Here is a 19601-nt window from a genome sequence, read left to right as displayed (position 1 = left end):
CGAAGTCAGGCCCGGCCGCCCCACTGCACGGCGACCAACTCGGCGACCGCGGCCATACCGGCGGCGTTGGGGTGAAAGGGCCACGGCCGCCACGGCAACGGCAGGCCCGCGCCCACCGTCCAAGGCCGCGCCGACCACGGGTGGTGCTCCCGGCTGGCCTGTGCGGCGCGGACGAGCTCACAGCCGGTGGCTGCGGCCGCCGCGGCGGTGTGGCGCTCCAGCCCGTCGGCGACGTGACGGGCCAGCGTCACGACGTCCTCGGGCAACCGCCCGGCCCGGACCCCGGCGGGCGGCAGCAGGGTCAGATAGTCGACGAAGAGCACCCGGGCCCGCGGTGCGCGACTGCGCACCGCGGCGCCGACCGCCCGCAGCGCTGCTTCGACCTCACCCAGTGCCTGCTCGCGCTGCCCGGGATCCAGCAGGCCGGCGACGGCGGGCAGACGCCGCAAGACCCCCGGCAGCGTCGCGGCCGCCAACAGCGGCACGTAGCCGACATCATTGCCGCCGATGGTGATGGTCACCAGGGATTCCGAACCGTCGAGCGTCTCGATCTGCGGTGGCACGCCGTGTTGGCGTTCGCTCAGCAGATGGGCGGTGGTGGCACCGGAGAACGTGACGTCGACCAGTTCGAGGTTCAGTGCGTGGGCGACCAGGTGCGGGTAGTTGTGCGCCGAGCGGCCCGACGCCCGGGGCGCGCCCGCGACACGTGGCCGGATTCCGGGGCCGGCCGCCATCGAACTCCCCAGGGCGACATAGCGATTCATACCCGGCGACTTCCGCCGAGTGTGAATCTGGCGACGCGACACGCCGCCGAAGCGTCGCGATTTCCACACTCGGCGGGCATCACAGGGCGGGGCTCGACGCCTGCGCCCAGAACCGCTTCGGGATACGTCCGGCGCGCCGCGCCAGATATCCTGCGGTGACAGCGGCCGCCATGGCAGCGGCCATCGCCGGCGGGTCGGCCGCCCGGGTCACCGCGGTGGCCAGCAGCACGGCATCGCATCCCAGTTCCATGGCCAGCGCGGCATCGCTGGCGGTGCCGATGCCGGCGTCGAGTACCACCGGCACCCCGGCGGCCGCAACGATCATCTCGATGCTGTGCGGGTTGGCGATGCCCAGCCCGGTGCCGATCGGCGAGCCCAACGGCATCACGGCGGCGCATCCGACGTCCTCGAGCCGGCGCGCCAGTACCGGGTCGTCGTTGGTGTAGGGCAGCACCACAAACCCGTCGTCGACCAGTTGTTCGGCGGCACGCACCAATTCGATGCCGTCGGGCAGCAGGGTGCGCTCGTCGCCGATCACCTCCAGCTTGACCCATTCGGTACCGAGCGCCTCACGCGCCAACTGGGCGGTCAGCACCGCTTCGGCGGCGCTGCGGCAGCCGGCGGTGTTGGGCAGCGGCGTGATTCCCAGCCGACTCAGCAGATCCAGCATGCCGGTTCCGCCTTCGGCGTCGACGCGGCGCATCGCGACCGTGGTCAGCTCGGTGCCGGATGCCACCAACGCCTCTTCGAGTGCCGTCAGGCTTTGCGCCCCACCGGTTCCCATGATGAGCCGGGAGCTGAACTCCCGCCCGGCGATGGTCAGCTTCGCGTCATCAACCACCTTGCACCGCCGTCACCACATCGAGACAGGCACCGTCGGCCAGCGCGGTGGTCCAACGCGATTTCGGCAGCACCGCGTGGTCGACCGCCACCGCGATGCCGCGGTCGGGATAACCCATCGAAGCCAGCAGCGTCGCGACCGTAGTCGCCTCGGCCACTTCCACCTGCTTCTGGTTGACATTGATGATCATTGCTGTACTCCAACCGGAAGTAGTTCGGACACAACCTGTTCGGCGGTCCACGGCGCCAGCAGGAACCCGTTGCGACCGTGCCCGGCAGCGACATAGGTCCGTTCGTCGAGACGGTGCACCAGCGGCAGATTGTCCGGTGTCATCGGCCGCAGGCCCGCGGCGCATTCAGCCAGCTCGTACTCCCCCAGCGCCGGCACCAGCGCGCAGGCGTCGTCGAGCAGGTCCCGCACCCCGGAGACCGCCGGCGCGGTGTCCCGGCCGTGCTCGTACTGGGTGGCCCCCACCACCACGCCGTCGGGGCGCGGCACCAGGTAGACCGCGCGGCCGTGCACCCGGGCGCGGATCACCCGCTGCGGCGGCGGCAGGCAGCCCTTGCGCCAGCGCAGCCGCAGCACCTCCCCCTTGACCGGCCGGATCGGCAAGCCGGGCCACAGCTCCGGGGCGTCGATGCCGTTGGCGATCACCACGGCGTCGTCGGCGGCCACCTCGGCGAGATCACCCACCGGCGGGGCCCAACGCACACCCAGTTCCTCGCAGGCGTCGACCAGGGCGGTGACCACCGCGCGGTTGTCGACCGCCAGTTCGGTGGGGGCCCGGAATCCGTGCCGCACATTGCCGGCCAGCAGGGGTTCGATGTCGCGAGCGGCGGACTCCCAGACCACCGGGTGGCCCTGCGCGGACAGCCAGTCGGCGACGGTGCGCAGGTCGGCGACGTCGGCCCGGTCGGCGGCCACCACCAGCGATTCACGCGCGGTGACGACCTGGGCCGGCAGCCCGTCGAGGAAGTCGTGCCACAGCTCCAGCGAGCGCAACCCGAGCCGCAGTTGCCGGTCCTCGCCCGGCCATCCCTCACTGTGCGGGGCCAGCATGCCGCCGGCCACCCAGGAGGCGCCGTACTGGGTGGTGCGGTGGACTCGCACCGTCCAGCCGGCCCGGGCGGCCTGCCGCGCCACCGACAGCCCGATGACGCCGCCGCCGATCACGGCCAGCGAACCGAGCGAGGGTCCGGGCATGCGCTGCTCCCTTCCACCTGCTCGCGTGTCAACACACCAAGCTAGCCGCTAGCGTCGCGGTGTGCACAAACGCTCTGACCGTCTCGCCCGACTCGCTGATGCCCGGCTCTACCTGTGCACCGACGCCCGCCGGGAACGCGGTGACCTGGCCGAGTTCGCCGACGCCGCCCTGGCCGGTGGCGTCGACATCATCCAGCTGCGCGACAAGGGTTCGCCGGGCGAGCAGCGGTTCGGTCCACTCGAAGCCCGCGGCGAATTGGCGGCGTGCGAGATCCTGGCCGACGCCGCGCGCCGGCACGGGGCACTGCTGGCGGTCAATGACCGCGCCGACATCGCCCGTGCCGCCGGCGCCGACGTGCTGCACCTGGGCCAGGACGATCTGCCGCTGCCGGTGGCGCGCGAGGTCATCGGGCCCGAGGTGCTGATCGGCCGATCCGCCCACGACCGCGACCAGGTCGCCGCGGCCCTGGCCGAGCCGGTCGACTACTTCTGCACCGGGCCGTGCTGGCCCACCCCGACCAAGCCGGGCCGATCTGCGCCGGGCCTGGAGCTGGTGCGGTTCGCCGCCGACCAGCACCACCCCAAGCCGTGGTTCGCCATCGGCGGCATCGACATCGAGCGGTTGCCGCAGGTGGTGGCGGCCGGTGCCCGCCGGGTGGTGGTGGTGCGGGCGATCACCGCCGCCGAGGATCCGCAGGCCGCGGCGGCAGCGCTACGGGCGGGGCTCTGAGCCTGACCGCGCCGAACGTGCACTGAGCGCGAGATTTGCCCGGGCATTTTTCGGAATGCGTACACGTTCGCCGGGGCGGGGGGTGACCGGGTGACCGCCCAGGTCAATACCCGCGCAGCAAGTCCCAGCTGGCGGCGAAACCCGGGTGCAAGGGCAGCCCGGCAACCTCGTGTTCGGAGACCCACCGCAGTTCGGTGCTCTCCCCATTGGGCACCACCGGAAGCAATTCGTCGGCGTCGGCGACCACGGTGGTGTAGGTCCAGGTGGTGCCGCTGGCCGACGCGGTCACGACGGCCGCGCGCACGACAATCCGATCGGCGGGCAGGCCGGCCTCCTCCTGCGCCTCGCGGATGGCAGCCTCTTCCGCGGTCTCATGACTGTCGCGGGCACCGCCGGGCAGCGCCCACGTGCCGCCCTGGTGACTCCACCAGGCGCGATGCTGCAGCAGTACGGTGCGGGAGCCATCGGGGCGGGGTGCCCGCAGTAGCAGGCCCGCCGCACCGTGTCGGCCCCAGAAGCGGACGCCGGTATCGGAAAACGCCCACCCATCGCCGTCACCACGCACGCTTGGAAGCGTATCGGGGCGGGCAAGGTCTCGGTTCTGGCGAGATCACGCGACGTTTTCGACAACAACCGCTCCGAGAGGCCGCGCAGACACCACCCACGCTCTTAGAATCCCTTTATTATCGTTGGTGCCGCGAGCAGCCACAGGGATGGAGCCTGAACAGACGTGACCGTTGAGTTGGCGCACCCGTCAACCGAGCCGGCGGGGTTACGGTCGCCGACCGAACCGGCCCGACCCCGCTGGTGGTTCTTCACCACCACCCCCGGAAAAATTCTGGCCATCGGACTCATCCTGGCCGCCCTCGGCGGCATCAGCGCCTTCGCCACCGCCACCGCGATCAACAACCGGCAGAACACCCTGACCACAGTGCTCGACCACACCGAGCCGCTGGCCTATGCCGCCGGGCAGCTCTACACCACGCTGTCGGTCGCCGACGCCGCCGCAGCCACCGCGTTCATCGCCCAGGGCGAACCGCGGGCGGTGCGGGAACGCTACGAACAGGCCATCACCGACGCCGCGGTGGCGGTGACCCGGGCCTCCGGCGGTTTGGACGACGAGCCGCTGCTGCAGCTGCTGGGCCGAATCAACGCCGAGCTCGCCGTCTACACCGGGCTGATCGAGACCGCCCGGACCAATAACCGCTCGGGAGATCCGGTCGGCTCGTCGTACCTGTCGGAAGCCTCCGAGCTGATGCAGCACACCATCCTTCCCGACGCCCAGCGCCTCTACCAGGCCACTTCGGCGACCGTGGACCTTCAGACCACCGCATCGACTCGGGTGCCGGCCCCGGTGATCCTGGTGGTGGCGACCACCGTGCTGTTCGGCGCGTTCGCGCACCGCTGGCTGGCCCGGCACACCCGGCGCCGGATCAACCCCGGCCTGGTCGCCGGCGGGCTGGCGATTCTGCTGATGGTCATCTGGGTCGGAACGGTGCTGGTGATCTCCACCGCGGGCAGTCGCAACGCCAAGGACACCGGCGCTGAATCGCTCAAGGCGATCACCAACCTGGCGATCACCGCCCAGCAGGCGCGTGCCGACGAGACCCTGTCGCTGATCCGGCGCGGTGACGAGGAGACCCGCAAGCAGACCTTCTACCAGCGCATCGACACCATGCAGCAGCAGCTGGAGGGTTACCTGGACCGCGGCGACGCCGTGGACAAGGCGGACCTGGCCAACGCCGGGCAGCTGCTGGCCCGGTGGCGCCAGGCCAATGATCGGATGAACGCCTATATCAGCGTCGGCAATTACCGGGCCGCCACCCAGGTAGCGCTGGGCGGCAGCGGCGACGACTCGACTCCTGCGTTCGACCAGCTCGACGCGGCCCTGGACAAGGCCTTGCAGCACAGTCGCAATCAGCTGCGCGGCGATGTCCTCAACGCCCGCCGGGTACTGTCGGTGGCCCCGGTAGGGGGCGCGGTACTCAGCATGGGTGCCGCGATCGCGGTCGCGCTCGGGTTGTGGCCTCGACTGAACGAGTACAGATGATGAACCACCGTCGGCCTCGACTGCTGCTGTGCGCACTGAGCGCGGCAGTGGTGCTGTCCGGCCTGACCGGCTGCGGCCGCACCGAGTTCGTGACGGCGACCGCGATGCCGACGCTGCCGCCGCCCACCCCGGCCGGCATGGAGGAGCTGACGCCCGAGGCGCCGCGGCCTCCCGAACCGCGCACCGAGGACTGCGACGCCACCGCCAGTCTGCGCCCGTTCCGCAGCAAGGCCGAGGCCGACGCGGCGGTGGCCAAGATCCGCCAGCGCGGCCGGCTGATCGTCGGCCTGGACATCGGCAGCAACCTGTTCAGCTTCCGCGACCCCATCACCGGTGAGATCACCGGCTTCGACGTCGACATCGCCGGGGAGGTGGCCCGCGACATCTTCGGCACCCCGTCGCAGGTCGAATACCGAATCCTGGCGTCGGCCGAACGGATCGCGGCGTTGCAGAAGTCCGAAGTCGATATCGTGGTCAAGACCATGAGCATCACCTGCGGCCGCCGCGAGCTGGTGAACTTTTCGACGGTGTATCTGGTCGCCAATCAGCGGCTGCTGGTGCCGCGGGACTCCGCGATCCGCCAGGCCGCGGACCTCTCCGGCAAACGGGTCTGCGTGGCGCAGGGCACCACCTCACTACGGCGAATCCGCAACATCTCACCGGCGCCCATCATCGTTTCGGTGGTGAACTGGGCCGACTGCCTGGTGGCGCTGCAACAGCGCCAGGTCGACGCCGTGAGCACCGACGACTCGATCCTGGCCGGGCTGATGGCCCAAGACCCGTATCTGCACATCGTCGGGCCGAGCATGGACGAAGAGCCCTACGGCATCGGGATCAACCTGAACAACACCGGGCTGGTGCGTTTCGTCAACGGAACCCTGGAGCGCATCCGCCGCGACGGCACGTGGAACACCTTGTACCGCAAGTGGTTGACGGTGCTGGGGCCGGCGCCGGTGCCACCGACACCGAGGTATTCGGACTGATGGCCGACCGCGACGACGACGCACCGGACCAGCCCGCAACCGAGCTGGAAGACGACGGCCCGGCCACCCAGCGGGCGGACGTGCTGGCCGAATCGTCGTCGGTGCGCCGGCCGATGTCGACCCAGGCGATCTTCCGCCCCCGCGAGAGTTCGAGCTCCCCAGGCTCGGCCGAATCCCACGACACGACGGTGGTGCGCACCGTCGCCCCGCGGCGGCGGTTGGGCGGCGGACTGGTGGAGATCCCCCGGGTTCCCCCGATCGACCCCCTCGCCGCGCTCATGGACGACCCGGAAGTGGCCGAGTCCAAGCGATTCTGCTGGAACTGCGGCCGGCCGGTGGGCCGCTCCACGGGGGACGCCAAGGGCGCCTCGGAAGGTTGGTGCCCGCACTGTGGAAGCCCGTATTCCTTTCTGCCGCAGCTGAAACCGGGCGACATGGTGGCCGGGCAGTATGAGATCAAGGGCTGCGTGGCCCACGGCGGCCTGGGCTGGGTGTACCTGGCGGTCGACCACAACGTCAACGAGCGGCCGGTGGTGCTCAAGGGCCTGGTGCACTCCGGCGACGCCGAGGCGCAGGCCATCGCGATGGCCGAGCGGCAGTTCCTCGCCGAGGTGACCCACCCGTCGATCGTGAAGATCTTCAACTTCGTCCAGCATCAGGACTCCCACGGCGACCCGGTCGGCTACATCGTGATGGAGTACGTCGGCGGCCAGTCGCTCAAACAGCGTCGCGGCACCCGGCTGCCGGTGGCACAGGCTATCGCCTACATGCTGGAAATCCTTCCCGCACTGGGTTATCTGCATTCGCTGGGCCTGGTCTACAACGACCTCAAGCCGGAGAACATCGTGCTGACCGAGGAGCAGCTGAAGCTGATCGACCTCGGCGCGGTGGCACGCATCAACTCGTTCGGCTACCTCTACGGCACCCCCGGTTTTCAGGCGCCCGACATCGTCCGTACCGGGCCGACGGTGGCCACCGACATCTACACCGTGGGCCGGACCCTGGCCGCGTTGACGCTGAAGCTGCGCACCCGTGATGGCCGCTACGTCGAGGGGCTGCCCGACGACGACCCGGTGCTGAAGAAGTACGACTCCTACCGCCGGCTCCTGCGCCGGGCCATCGATCCCGACCCGCGCCGGCGGTTCACCTCCGCCGAGGAGATGTCCGCGCAGCTGATGGGTGTGCTGCGCGAAGTGGTCGCGCGCGACACCGGGATACCGCGGCCCGGGCTGTCGACGGTGTTCACCCGGTCACGGTCCACGTTCGGTGAGCACCTGCTGGTCGCGCACACCGATGTCTACCTGGACGGGCACGTGCACTCCCAGAACCTGACGGCCCGGGAGATCGTGACCGCCCTGCAGGTGCCGCTGATCGACCCGGGTGACGTCGCCGCCCCGCTGTTGTCGTCCATGGAGCTCAGCGAGCCGGTACAGACGCTGGATTCGCTGCGCGCCGTGCGGAACAGCTCGCTGGAATCCGACGGCATCGACCTGTCGGAGTCCATCGGACTGCCGCTGATGGAGGTGCGCGCACTGCTGGATCTCGGCAACGTCACCAAAGCCACCAGCAAGCTCGACGAGCTGGCCGAGCAGGTGGGTTGGCGATGGCGGCTGGTCTGGTTCCGCGGGGTGGCCGAGCTGCTCACCGGCGACTACGAGGCCGCCCGTAAGGATTTCACCGAGGTGCTCGACATGTTCCCCGGCGAGCTGGCACCGAAGATGGCCCTGGCCGCCACCGCCGAGCTGGCCGGAACAGAAGACGAGCGCGGCTTCTACGAGTCGGTGTGGCGTACCGACGACAGCGTGATCTCAGCCGCCTTCGGTTTGGCCCGCGCCCTCTCGGTAGAAGGCGACCGGACGGCAGCGGTTCGCACCCTTGACGAAGTGCCTGCTACCTCAAGGCATTTCACCACCGCACGGTTGACCAGTGCGGTGACGCTGCTGTCCGGACGTTCGTCGAGCGAGATCACCGAGGCCCAGATCCGGGACGCCGCACGCCGGGTGGAGGCGCTGCCGGACACCGAACCACGGGTATTGCAGATCCGGGCGCTGGTCCTGGGCGCGGCCATGGACTGGCTGACCGAGCACGAGGCGAGCACGAACCACATCCTCGGATTCCCGTTCACCGAGCACGGGCTGCGGCTCGGGGTGGAGATGGCGCTGCGTGCCCTGGCCCGGCTGGCGCCCACCCAGGAGCATCGCTACCGGCTGGTCGACACGGCCAACGCGGTTCGGCCGATGAGCACGTTCTGATAGTTGCTGCGATGGAGAGCCTTCACGCGATTGCAGGTGCAGCATCGCGGTTCTGCTACGCCAGGACCGCCTCCGGTTCGGTGAACGGCAGGCTCAGAGCGTCGGCAACCTGCTGATTCAACAGCGCGCCATCATGAGTGGTGAGTCCGCGCGCCAACGCGACATCGGCTTGACACGCCCCACGCCATCCGGAGTCGGCGACCCGGACCACATACGGCATGGTGGCGTTGGTCAGTGCGAATGTCGAGGTACCCGGAACCGCGCCGGGCATATTGGCCACGCAGTAGAAGAGCGTGTTGTGCACGGTGTAGGTCGGGTCGTCGTGCGTGGTCGGTCGCGAATCCTCGAAGCAGCCGCCCTGATCGATGGAGATGTCCACGACCACCGCACCCGGTTTCATCTGCGCCACAACCGAATTGGAGATCAGCTTGGGCGCTCTGGCACCAGGCACCAGCACCGCGCCGATAACCAGATCGGCTCGCTCGACTGCGGCCTCAAGGTCCAATGCCGATGAATACTGCGTGTGGACGCGGCCGTCGAAGGTCGCATCCAGCTCCCGCAGTCGCCTCAGGTCAACATCCAAGATGGTCACATCCGCACCCATTCCGACAGCGACCCGTGCTGCGTTATAGCCTGCCGTGCCGCCCCCGATCACCACGACCTCAGCCGAACGGGCGCCCGGCACACCGCCTATCAGGACGCCGCGGCCCCCAGCCGGCGTCATCAGGTAGAACGCGCCAACCTGTGCCGCCAGCCGGCCCGCCACCTCGCTCATTGGCGCGAGCAAGGGCAGCGAACCGTCGTCGGCGCTTACGGTCTCGTACGCGATTGATGTGATGCCCGCATTGAGCAACGCCGCGGTGCACGCCCGGGACGCGGCCAGATGCAGATAGGTGAACAAGACCTGGTTCGACCGCATCATCGGGTACTCGTGCTCGATTGGTTCTTTTACCTTGAGCACCAGATCGGCCTCGGCCCAGATGCTTTCCGCACCTGAACTGATCTCTGCGCCGGCGGATTTGAACTCCAAATCACTGATTGACGACCCCGCACCGGCACCGGCCTGCACCAAGACGCTGTGCCCGCGGCGGACCAGCTCCGAGACACCGGCAGGTGTGATGGCCACCCGGAACTCGTTGTTCTTGACCTCGGCTGGGATGCCGACCCGCATCAGGGGCTCCTTGTTGGTCCGTGAGTTACCACCTGCGAGGCCGCACCATCAGCCCAGCCGGCGCAGCCGCGGCTCCAGGTCGGTCTTGAACAGCTCCAGGAAACGGCGCTGGTCGTGGCCCGGAGCATGGAACACCAGGTGGTTCAGGCCCCACTTCACGTACTCGCCGACCTTCTCCACCGCCTCGTCCGGGTCCGACGCGACGATCCAGCGTTTGGCGATCTGCTCGATCGGCAGCGCGTCGGCCGCCTTCTCCATCTCGATCGGGTCGTCGATGGAGTGCTTCTGCTCGGCGGTCAGTGACAGCGGCGCCCAGAATCGGGTGTTGTTCAGCGCCAGGTCGGGATCCGGGTCGTAGGAGATCTTGATCTCGATCATCTTGTCGATCGCGTCGGCGTCTCGCTCCGCGGCGGCCGCACCTTCCAACACCGCCGGCATCAGCTTCTCGGTGTAGAGCTCCTCGCCCTTGCCGGAAGTGCAGATGAAGCCGTCCCCGGCACGCCCGGCGTACTTCGCCACCGCCGGCCCGCCGGCCGCGATGTAGACCGGCACTCCCGACTCGGGGACGTCATAGATCGAGGCGCCCTTGAGCTTGTAGTAGTCGCCGTCAAAGTCCACCCGGTCACCACGCCACAGTTCGCGCATCAGCCGCACCGACTCACGCAGGCGTCCGAACCGCTCCTTGAACTCGGGCCACTCGCCGGTGAAGCCGGTGGCGATCTCGTTCAACGCCTCCCCGGTGCCGACGCCCAGAAAGATCCGCTGGGGATACAGGCAGCTCATCGTGGCGAAAGCCTGCGCGACGACGGCGGGGTTGTACCGGAACGTCGGGGTCAGCACGGAGGTGCCCAGCACGATCTTGCTTGTGCGCTCTCCGACCGCGGTCATCCAGGCCAGCGAGAACGGGGCGTGGCCGCCTTCGTGGCGCCAGGGCTGGAAGTGGTCGCTGACGGTAGCGCTGTCCATGCCGTGCGCTTCGGCGGCGACGCCGAGCTCCACCAGTTCCCGCGGTCCGAACTGCTCCGCCGATGCCTTGTACCCGAGTTTTAGTTCCGCCATTCCACCTTTTCTACTCTCCCGCCGCCTTTCTAAACTCACGGGCATGGGTGAGAAGCTCGTGGAGCTCGTTCCGGTGACCGAGCGGGTGTATTTGGCCCGCGGCGAGGCCGTCAATTGGCTGCTGGTCACCGATGACACCGGCGTGATGTTGATCGACGCGGGCTACCCCGGCGATCGCACCGACGTGTTGGCGTCGCTGGGCGCCCTGGGCTATCGCCCGGCCGACGTGCGGGCGGTATTGCTCACCCATGCCCACGTCGACCATTTCGGTGCGGCGATCTGGCTGGCAAAGACCCACGGCACTCCGGTGTACTGCCATGCCGACGAGGTCGGCCACGCCAAACGCGAGTACCTGGAGCAGGTTTCACCGCTGGCGCTGGCTCCGCGGCTGTGGCGGCCGAGCTGGGCACTGTGGAGCGCGCACGTGGTGCGCAGCGGCGGCCTGAACCGTGAGGGCATCCCGTCCGCGCAACCGCTGACCGGGGAGATCGCCGCGGGGCTGCCCGGTTCGCCGGTCGCCATCCCGACTCCGGGCCATACCCGCGGACACTGCTCCTATCTGGTCGACGGCGTGCTGGCCAGCGGGGATGCGCTGATCACCGGCCACCCGGTATTGGCCCATACCGGGCCGCAGCTGCTGCCGGCGCTGTTCAGCCACAGCCAGGATGACTGTCTCCGCAGCCTCAGTGCGCTGGCTCTGCTGGAGACCGAGATCCTGGCACCCGGTCACGGCGACGTCTGGCTCGGACCGATCAAAGAAGCCGCTGACGCCGCGATCGACCGTGCGAGCAAACATTAAGGTCACGATCGGATAAGCGCCGACCTCGGCGATTAAGAGCGTCTCTTACCGAACCGCTCCGCAGTTGTGGAGCATTTGCCGTTTAATCGTGCGGCAAGTGCAGGAACGGTTGCCACGAGCACCCCTGGCTGTGCTCCAGGACACAGGGCGTGCACTCGGGCCGCGCGTACCTTGGGCTCCGGACGGGAATTGCATTCACCACCCGGAAGGAAAACATCCATGTCGAAAGCCCACGGCTTCACCATGATTCGCAGATTCGGCCTCGGCGTCGGACTGCTGTGCGCCACCGCCGCCACCCTGGTCGCCGCCCCCTCGGCGTCTGCGGCACCGGACTGCAGTCCGGCCGGGGTATCGAGCACCGTGAACTCGGTGACCGGTTCCGCACAGCAGTACCTGGCCGCTCACCCCGGCGCCAACGCCGTGGTGAATCAGGCCATCAACTCCCCGCGGCCGCAAGCCGCGGCTGATGTGCGCAGCTACTTCACTGCTCACCCCCAGGAGTACTACGAGCTGCGCGGAATTCTGGCGCCCATCGGTGAGACCCAACGGCAATGCCAAACCACCGGCCTGCCGCCCGAGTTGGCTTCTGCCTACGCCGAATTCATGGCGGGCTAACGCCCCCTGGTCAGATACGGGTGGCCGCGACGTAGCGGATGGCCGCCGGAGCACCATCGAGCTCACGGTCGGACAGCCCGGGCAACCTCGCCGCCGCGAACAGGTCAGCGATACCGGATTGAGTTGTGGCCCAGCCGCTTTCGGTGAGATGCCGCACGACATCGGTGTGCTCTCCGGAATAGAACGGTCCGGGTCCGGTAAGACTCAGGCCGCGTCGGCGCCACCGCTCGACGAGTGACTCGTGGTGCACCGCCTGCGGGCGGCTCGGTGGCACCGCGTGATCGGCGGCGAGTCGGCTGCCCGGGGCGCTGAGCTCGGTGACACCGTCGAGCAGGCGGTTCTGCGCATCCGAGGGGACATACCAGACCAGCAGGCCCTCGATCACCCAAGCGGTGGGCGCGGCGGCGTCGAAACCGACCCGCCGCAGGGCCGCCGGCCAGTCGCCGCGTAGGTCAACGCCGACCGCGCGACGGTTGACGCTCGGCGTGGCGTCCCAGGCCCGCATGGTGGTGGTCTTGAAGTCGACGACGTGTGGGTGGTCGACCTCGTAGACGAGGGTGTCGGGTGGCCACCACAGCCGGTAGGCGCGGGTGTCCAGCCCCGAACCCAGCATCACCGCCTGGCGGATGCCACCGCGGGCGGCGTCGGTGAAAAACGCGTCAAAGAAGTGGGTTCGTGCCGCTGAGAACTCCGCAAAACGAGGAAACCCCCCGTCTTTGCCGAGCCGACTGATGTCCAGGTCACCGTCGGCGACCCGGATGCAGAACTCCAGGCCCACCTTGTGCACCAACGGCGCCGCGAACGGGTCGTTGATCAGGCCCCGCGACACCGCCGCCGCGCGTGCGGCCGCCAGCACGGTGGCGATGACGCCGGCACCGCTGGCCAAGCTCCCGGCGTCATCCTGCTCGTTCGGCGCCGTATTCACAGGTCCCCACCGCGGCGGCACGGCGTCAATACAACCTTCTGCCGGCGGGCGCACCGTGCACCATCGCCCGGACCTGGTCGTCCAGCCCGCTGGCCGCGGCGAACAGCATCTCGTCGCCGGCCTGCAGCGCCTCGGTCGCCCGCGGCAGGATCACCCGGTCGCCCCGCTGCACCGCGACCAGCGCGGCGCCCTCGGGCAGCACGATGTCGCAGACCTGCCTACCGATCAACGGGTTGTCGTCGGGCAGGGTCAGTTTCGTCAGGCTGGCCTGCCCGCGCCGCAAGCCCATCAACGGCACCAGGTGGCCGACGTCGATAGCGCCCTCCACCGCGGCGACCATCGCCCGCGGGGTGGAGACCGCCACGTCGATCCCCCACTCTTCGGTGAACAGCGACTCGTTGCGGGCGTTGTTGACCCGGGCCACCACCCGGGCCACCCCGAACTCCGCCTTGGCCAGCAGCGCGGTGGCCAAATTGGCCTTGTCATCACCGGTGGCGGCGATCACCACATCGCAGATCTCGATGCCGCATTCCCGCAGCGCGCTCAGCTCGCAGGCGTCGGCCAGCAGCCACTCGGCTTCCGGGACGGTGTGGGGCTGATAGTGCGCCGGGTTGCGCTCGATCAGCAGCACCCGGTGGCCGTCGCCGATCAGTTCTCGGGCGACCGATCGCCCCACCGCGCCGGCGCCGGCGATCCCGATGCGCATGGCGACTCCCCTCATCCCCGGGCTGCCCCGGCCACTCCGGGCGTAACACGATCGTGACAGCGCTACTGATTTACTGACACATAACACGAACCCGCTGACTTTGAGCGAATCACACGGGCGGGTCCGACCGCCACCAACAGCCCGAACGGGGATCAGATGAGCCTGGAACAGCTCTACCTGGCTCTGTTGATCGGAGGCTTGGTACTGCTGGCAAGCATCATCGCCACCCGTGCGGCGGATCGGGTCGGGTTGCCCAGCCTATTGCTGTTCCTGCTGGTCGGGGTGGTGATCGGCAATGACGGGCTCGGCCTGGACTTCTCCGACGTGCAACTGGCCAGTGACCTGGGCACCACCGCGTTGGCGGTGATCCTGGTCGAAGGCGGTTTGACGACCCGCTTCGCCAACATCCGCCGGCTGCTGGCGCCGGCGGCCGTACTGGCCACCGTCGGCGTTGGGGTCAGCATGGCGGTGATCGCGGTGGCCGCGCACCTGCTGCTGGGCATCAGCTGGCAACTCGCCTTCCTGCTCGGCGCGATCGTCTCGCCCACCGACGCCGCGGCGGTGTTCTCCATCCTGCGCGTGCTGCCGCTGCCGCGGCGGGTGGCCGGCCTGTTGGAGGCCGAGTCCGGTTTCAACGACGCGCCGGCGGCCATCGTGGTGCTGATGCTGAGCACCACGCCGCTGGTGATCAACCCGGTCCACGCCATCGGCGGGGTGGTCTACGAGCTGGCGGCCGGCTCGGCGATCGGCCTGATCGCCGGCCTGCTGGGAGCGATGATGCTGCGCCGTGCGGCACTGCCGGCGTCCGGCCTGTACCCGCTGGCGACCTTCGGGCTGGCGATGGTGGCGTTCGCCGCCGCGGCCTCGGTGCACGCCAGCGGATTCATCGCCGCGTATCTGTCGGGTGTGGTGCTGGCCAACTCCGGCCTGCCGCACCGCGCGGCCATCCGCTCGTTCGCCGAGGGCCTGGGCTGGCTGGCGCAGATCGGTCTGTTCGTGTTGCTGGGCCTGTTGGTGAGCCCCAGCCAGTTGTCCGGCGAGCTGGTCCCGGCGCTGCTGATCGGAGCGGTCCTGCTGCTGTTGAGCCGGCCGCTGTCGGTGGTGGCGTCGCTGATCTGGTTCCGGGTGCCGTGGCGAGAGCAGATCTTCCTGTCCTGGGCCGGCCTGCGCGGCGCGGTTCCGATCGTGCTCGCGACGTTCCCGATCGTCGAGGGCGTACCGGACAGCTACCGCCTGCTCAACATCGTGTTCATCCTGGTGGTGGTCTACACGGTGGTACAGGGTCCCAGCCTGGGCCTTTTCGCGCACTGGCTGCGACTGATCCCGCGGGACACCACCCGCGAGATTCAGGTGGAGGCGGCGCCGCTGGACGTCTTGGAGGCCGAGCTGCTGACGATGACCGTGCAGCCGGGTTCGAAGCTGCACAACGTCTCAGTGCTCGAACTCCGCCTGCCCGACCCGAGCGTCATCACCTTGATCATCCGCAAGGGCGACACCTTCGTCCCCCAGCCCGACACCCGCATCACCGTCGGCGACGAGCTGCTCATCGTCACCACCAGCAAGACCCGCCTGTCGGCCGAACGCCGCCTGCGGGCGGTCAGCCGGCGCGGCAAGCTGGCGCACTGGTTCGACGAGTACGGCGACAAGGAGTAACGCTCCCGGCGATGACTCTGCGCGTAGGGCGGAAAAGTTCGAGTGGAGTACGCCCTGGACGCAGAGTCAGCGAAAGACGATCAGCGGGATGGCCGTCTCGGCCGGGGTGAGCCCGCCGTGGAACCCGACCAGCTGCACCGTCTGCGGCGGCTCGTGTTCGGTCGCCAGGATGGCGGTGTCGCCGGTACAGGTCACGACAATGTCGCCGATGCGTGCCAGGTGGCCCTCGCGCACCGGCCCGAAAACCCCGGAGGCAATGGCCTGTTCGCGGGTCTGCACCACGGCCCGCCCGGCCAGCCGCTCCGTCCAGGCCGCCAGCACGTCAGCCGTGGCACCGGGCTCGGTGTGCAGGTAGCGCACCCGCGGCTCGCCGGCGACCACCCGGATTCCGGCACGCAGCGCCGGGTCGGCGTCCAGGTCGATGCGAGCCTCCTCGGGCACGTTGAGCCCGCCGTGGTCCGCGGTGACTACCAGGGCCGCGTCGCGGGGCAGTTCCTCGAGGAGATGCCGCAGCAGCGCATCGACTTTGGCGGCGGCGGCGTGCCAGTGCGGTGAACCGATCCCCGACACGTGCGCGGCGTGGTCGAGTGCCGCGGTGTAGCCATAGACCAGGCCCGGCGAAGCCAGCTCGGTGACGACCCGCTGGGCATAGGGCTCGCCCTTGACCACCGGGCAGAACTCCGCGCCTCGGTAGGCGGACTCGGTCAGCCCACTGCCGATGAACATCTCCGGCAGTACGGCACGGGCCCCCACGCCGGCGTCGCGCAGCCGCTCGAACCAGGTGGGCACCGGCTGCCAGGCCGCCGGCGGCGGATCGTCGGCCCAGAAGATGTGCGTGAGCACCTCATCGGTTCCGGGAACATTGACGGTGAAGCCCAGCACGCCGTGCTCGCCCGGCAGTACGCCGGTACCCAGCGAGACCAGGCTGGTGGGTGTGGTGGAGGGGAAGGTGCACGACAGCTCGCTCAGTTGGCCGGTGGCGCCGGCCAGCACCGAGGCCAGCAGAGGCGCATCCTGCGTCAATTGCGGCAACAACTGATAGCCCAGCCCGTCGACCAGCACCACCACCACCCGCCGCACGTCCCCGACGCGCTCACGCAGACCGAGTGTGTCGATCGCGCCCGGAACCCCCAGCAGCGCGGCCGCGGACGGCAGGATGTCGCAGATCGAACCGGGCACCGGTTCAGCCTGCCATCGATCGGCGCAGCGCTGCAGCCCAGGCGCTAGTGGACGACGTCGCCCTCGGCTTTCGGCAGATCGGCACCGGGCTTGGTGGCGCTGGTGTTCGCCTTGGTCTTGTTGTTATTGCCGCCCGGGGCACCTGAGCCGTTACCGCCACCGCCGGAGCCGCCGCCACCATTGCCGCCGCTGGGCATGCTGAGCTTCGGGAAGCTGGTGGAGTTGTTGGAGTTTTCGGAGTTTCCGGTTTGATGCTCGCCGTTCGCGGGAGCCGGGGTGGTGTCGGAGGGACTGTCCGAGTTGGCCTCGGTGGGCGTGCCCGCGGTGGCCGGCTCCGGACTGAGTTGCCCGGGTGCGCCATGCAACACCTGATCGAGCTGTGCCAGCGGGTCCTGAAGAACGCCGGAGGCGTCCAGATCCACCGAGCCGGCAGGAATGTCGACCACATCAACTGGGTCGGGGCCGGCGCTGGCCGCGCCGATCACCGTGTCGAGTAAGTCGTCGAGGTCGGCGTGCGCCGCCGGTGCGACGAGCAAGCAGAGTCCCGCGGACACCATCGTGGCCGTCACACGGGCAGCCGCCCGCTGTCCTCGTCCCGAACCGCCGCGTCGGGGACCACTCATCCGCCAAGCCCTTCTTCAGTAGACGGCCCGGCGACGCTCCGCTCGGGCGAGGCCGAACTTAGTCGTTTCTCGCCCAATTCGGCGAGCCGAAAAGACCCGGAATAACATTGTTCAAAGGCCGTTCACTTTCCGTCACCGCGCTCGTCACCACAGCTACGAACACAGCATTCTCCCTGGTAACGCCCATAATTGAGACCGGCGTCACAAAGGCTCGGCCCGAACACACGGCAAATGATTCAGCTATCCACATAAAAGCCCCCGCGGCTCCTATCTTTTATTGAAGTTCAATCACCTTCTGGATAAAAAAATCAGCGCGATCGATAAATCGCGTCAACGGTGCTCACGGTGTTGGTGCTGCGAACCGCCCCTGCGCCGAGAGCCCGCGGGCTAGCGTTCGTGAGGTGGACGTTCCCCCGATCGATCTCGGCTCCTGGATCTCTCGGCGGGCCGCGGCGACGCCGAACCTGCCGGCCATCACCTACGGCGAAAGCACGTGGACCTACCGAGATTTCGCGGATCGCATCGACCGGCTGGCGGCCGAACTGGCCGCCGGGGGCATGCAGCGCGGGGATCGGGTCGGCTACGCGGGCCTGAACCACCCGGACTTTCTGGTCACGCTGTTCGCCGCCGCACGGATCGGCGCCTCTTTCGTGCCGCTGAACTGGCGACTGACCGCCGACGAGCTCGGCTACATCCTGGGCAACGCGCAGGCGCACACCCTGGTGGCCGACGCTGAGCGCGCCACGGTGATCGATCCGGTGCGTGCGCAGGCCGGGCTGCGCCGGGTGATTGCGCTGGCCCCGGTCCCGGGCTGGGAGGTGCTCGACGAGCTGCTGGCCGGGCGGGCACCACTGACCGCCCCGGTATTCGCCGAGCCCGACGACATCGCGGTGATCATGTACACCTCCGGGACCACCGGGCATCCCAAGGGCGCCATGCTCACCCACGCAAACCTGTTCTGGAACAACATCAATGCCCTGCTGACGTTCGACACCAGCCAGAACGACGTGTCGTTGGTCTGCGCGCCGTTGTTTCACATCGGCGGGCTCAACGTCACCACTCTGCTGACCTTGCAGAAGGGCGGCCGGATCGTGCTGATGCCCACCTTCGATCCCGCCGAAGCGCTGCGACTCATCGCCGAAGAGCGGATCACCACCATGTTCGGGGTGCCGGCGATGTTCCTGTTCATGAGCCAACGGCCGGAATTCGCCGACACCGACCTGTCCAGCGTGCGCAGCTTCGTCTGCGGTGGCGCGCCGGTGCCCGAGCCGCTGATCCACCGCTACGCCGAGCGGGGCATCCCCTTCGCGCAGGGCTACGGCCTCACCGAGACCGCCCCCCTGGCCTTGGTGCTGCGCACCGATGAGGTCGGCGTGAAGATCGGCGCCGCGGGCAACCAGGTGCTGCCACTGTCGGATGTGCGGCTTGTCGATCTCGAGAACCGGCCGGTGCCCGCCGGCGTGCGCGGGGAGATCTGCGTGCGCGGGCCGCAGGTGATGGCCGGCTACTGGCGGAACCCGGAGGCCACCGCGGCGGTGATCGACGCCGAGGGCTGGTTTCACACCGGCGATATCGGGCAGGCCGACGACGAGGGTTATGTCTGGGTGCTCGACCGGGTGAAGGACATGGTGATCTCCGGTGGCGAGAACGTCTACCCGGCCGAGGTCGAAGACGTCCTCTACGGGCATCCGGCCGTCGCCGAAGTGGCGGTGCTGGGCACCCCGCACGAGAAGTGGGGCGAGGCGGTGACGGCCGTGGTGGTGCTGCGGCCGGGCGCGACGTTAGAGCTAGATGAGCTGCGCGAGCATGCCCGGGCCAAGCTTGCGGCGTTCAAACTGCCGATCCGGCTGGAGTTCGTCGACGCCTTGCCCCGCACACAGTCCGGGAAAGTGGTGAAGTACCAGCTCCGCGAGGTGCTTTCCGGCGAACCAGACGGACAGTGACCTCACAGGTTTCTTCGGGGCAATCCGCAGCGAACATCCAGTGGACTGCAGGCTTTGTTAAGTTACGGTAAATTCCCCATCGGAGACCCCTAAATCTGGTTCGGC

The 19601-nt window shown here is 68.8% G+C and carries 19 protein-coding genes; 8 read left to right on the top strand and 11 right to left on the bottom strand.

The genetic code is table 11. The features are described from left to right. Positions 1 to 5: 5 nt before the first annotated feature. From ABW16_RS16265 to thiO, 4 genes are all read right to left on the bottom strand, one after another. Positions 6 to 764 carry an SGNH/GDSL hydrolase family protein gene (locus ABW16_RS16265; RefSeq protein ID WP_047320229.1) on the bottom strand — a complete coding sequence of 253 codons (759 nt, stop codon included), beginning with the start codon at positions 762 to 764 and terminating at the stop codon, positions 6 to 8. Positions 765 to 843: 79 nt separating this feature from the next. Then, positions 844 to 1605: a thiazole synthase gene (gene thiG, locus ABW16_RS16260; protein ID WP_082134151.1), complete on the bottom strand. Its 762-nt coding sequence runs from the start codon at positions 1603 to 1605 to the stop codon at positions 844 to 846. Next, on the bottom strand, positions 1598 to 1795 hold the full coding sequence (thiS, locus tag ABW16_RS16255; protein ID WP_047320228.1) for a sulfur carrier protein ThiS: 198 nt from the start codon (positions 1793 to 1795) through the stop codon (positions 1598 to 1600). The genes thiG and thiS overlap by 8 nt, the downstream gene beginning before the upstream one ends. Beyond that, a complete protein-coding gene (gene thiO, locus ABW16_RS16250) occupies positions 1792 to 2808 on the bottom strand; it encodes a glycine oxidase ThiO (protein WP_047320227.1) in 1017 nt (338 codons plus the stop codon). The genes thiS and thiO overlap by 4 nt, the downstream gene beginning before the upstream one ends. Positions 2809 to 2869: 61 nt before the next feature. On the opposite strand from thiO, the gene thiE reads away from it, so the two are divergent. Further along, positions 2870 to 3538 carry a thiamine phosphate synthase gene (thiE, locus tag ABW16_RS16245; protein WP_047320226.1) on the top strand — a complete coding sequence of 223 codons (669 nt, stop codon included), beginning with the start codon at positions 2870 to 2872 and terminating at the stop codon, positions 3536 to 3538. 103 nt (positions 3539 to 3641) lie between these two features. Here the strand turns inward: thiE and ABW16_RS16240 are convergent, their stop codons facing one another. Continuing rightward, entirely contained in the window at positions 3642 to 4103 is a 462-nt protein-coding gene (locus ABW16_RS16240; RefSeq protein WP_047320225.1) for an NUDIX hydrolase, read from the bottom strand. Positions 4104 to 4268: 165 nt separating this feature from the next. On the opposite strand from ABW16_RS16240, the gene glnX reads away from it, so the two are divergent. Genes glnX through ABW16_RS16225 form a run of 3 tightly spaced genes read left to right on the top strand, consistent with a single transcriptional unit; the run spans position 4269 to position 8823 of the window. Next, positions 4269 to 5588 (top strand): protein kinase G-activating protein GlnX, encoded by a 1320-nt coding sequence (gene glnX / locus ABW16_RS16235; protein WP_047320224.1) that lies wholly within the window; start codon positions 4269 to 4271, stop codon positions 5586 to 5588. Further along, positions 5585 to 6571, top strand: coding sequence for a glutamate ABC transporter substrate-binding protein (locus tag ABW16_RS16230; RefSeq protein ID WP_109519630.1), 987 nt, complete (start codon positions 5585 to 5587; stop codon positions 6569 to 6571). The genes glnX and ABW16_RS16230 overlap by 4 nt, the downstream gene beginning before the upstream one ends. Next, the gene (locus ABW16_RS16225) at positions 6571 to 8823 is read left to right on the top strand and encodes a serine/threonine-protein kinase PknG (protein WP_047320281.1); all 2253 of its coding nucleotides are present in this window, start codon (positions 6571 to 6573) and stop codon (positions 8821 to 8823) included. The genes ABW16_RS16230 and ABW16_RS16225 overlap by 1 nt, the downstream gene beginning before the upstream one ends. A gap of 55 nt (positions 8824 to 8878) precedes the next feature. Here the strand turns inward: ABW16_RS16225 and ald are convergent, their stop codons facing one another. Then, complete coding sequence (ald, locus tag ABW16_RS16220; protein WP_047320222.1) at positions 8879 to 9994, bottom strand: alanine dehydrogenase; 1116 nt, start codon at positions 9992 to 9994, stop codon at positions 8879 to 8881. A 48-nt stretch (positions 9995 to 10042) separates the two neighbouring features. Next, on the bottom strand, positions 10043 to 11053 hold the full coding sequence (gene fgd, locus ABW16_RS16215; RefSeq protein ID WP_047320221.1) for a glucose-6-phosphate dehydrogenase (coenzyme-F420): 1011 nt from the start codon (positions 11051 to 11053) through the stop codon (positions 10043 to 10045). A 43-nt stretch (positions 11054 to 11096) separates the two neighbouring features. Here fgd and ABW16_RS16210 point away from each other — a divergent pair, with 43 nt between their 5' ends. Next, positions 11097 to 11852: an MBL fold metallo-hydrolase gene (locus ABW16_RS16210; protein WP_047320220.1), complete on the top strand. Its 756-nt coding sequence runs from the start codon at positions 11097 to 11099 to the stop codon at positions 11850 to 11852. A 219-nt stretch (positions 11853 to 12071) separates the two neighbouring features. Continuing rightward, positions 12072 to 12467, top strand: a complete 396-nt coding sequence (locus ABW16_RS16205; RefSeq protein WP_047320219.1) for a heme-binding protein — start codon at positions 12072 to 12074, stop codon at positions 12465 to 12467. A gap of 10 nt (positions 12468 to 12477) precedes the next feature. Here the strand turns inward: ABW16_RS16205 and ABW16_RS16200 are convergent, their stop codons facing one another. Continuing rightward, positions 12478 to 13392 carry an SAM-dependent methyltransferase gene (locus ABW16_RS16200; protein WP_047320218.1) on the bottom strand — a complete coding sequence of 305 codons (915 nt, stop codon included), beginning with the start codon at positions 13390 to 13392 and terminating at the stop codon, positions 12478 to 12480. A gap of 25 nt (positions 13393 to 13417) precedes the next feature. Beyond that, positions 13418 to 14098 (bottom strand): potassium channel family protein, encoded by a 681-nt coding sequence (locus tag ABW16_RS16195; RefSeq protein WP_047320217.1) that lies wholly within the window; start codon positions 14096 to 14098, stop codon positions 13418 to 13420. 156 nt (positions 14099 to 14254) lie between these two features. On the opposite strand from ABW16_RS16195, the gene ABW16_RS16190 reads away from it, so the two are divergent. After that, on the top strand, positions 14255 to 15751 hold the full coding sequence (locus ABW16_RS16190) for a potassium/proton antiporter (RefSeq protein ID WP_047320216.1): 1497 nt from the start codon (positions 14255 to 14257) through the stop codon (positions 15749 to 15751). Between the two features lie 66 nt (positions 15752 to 15817). Here the strand turns inward: ABW16_RS16190 and ABW16_RS16185 are convergent, their stop codons facing one another. Further along, the gene (locus ABW16_RS16185; protein ID WP_047320215.1) at positions 15818 to 16930 is read right to left on the bottom strand and encodes an alkaline phosphatase family protein; all 1113 of its coding nucleotides are present in this window, start codon (positions 16928 to 16930) and stop codon (positions 15818 to 15820) included. Between the two features lie 44 nt (positions 16931 to 16974). Then, entirely contained in the window at positions 16975 to 17499 is a 525-nt protein-coding gene (locus tag ABW16_RS16180; protein ID WP_233424793.1) for a hypothetical protein, read from the bottom strand. Between the two features lie 455 nt (positions 17500 to 17954). Between ABW16_RS16180 and ABW16_RS16175 the strand changes: the two genes are divergently transcribed. Further along, positions 17955 to 19496 (top strand): acyl-CoA synthetase, encoded by a 1542-nt coding sequence (locus ABW16_RS16175; RefSeq protein WP_109519629.1) that lies wholly within the window; start codon positions 17955 to 17957, stop codon positions 19494 to 19496. Positions 19497 to 19601: the final 105 nt, after the last annotated feature.

It is taken from the genome of Mycolicibacter heraklionensis, from assembly GCF_001021505.1.
Taxonomy (GTDB): Bacteria; Actinomycetota; Actinomycetes; order Mycobacteriales; family Mycobacteriaceae; genus Mycobacterium; species Mycobacterium heraklionense.
The sequence above is the reverse complement of the archived record's forward strand: the minus strand, read 5'-3'. Positions and strand labels throughout refer to the sequence as shown.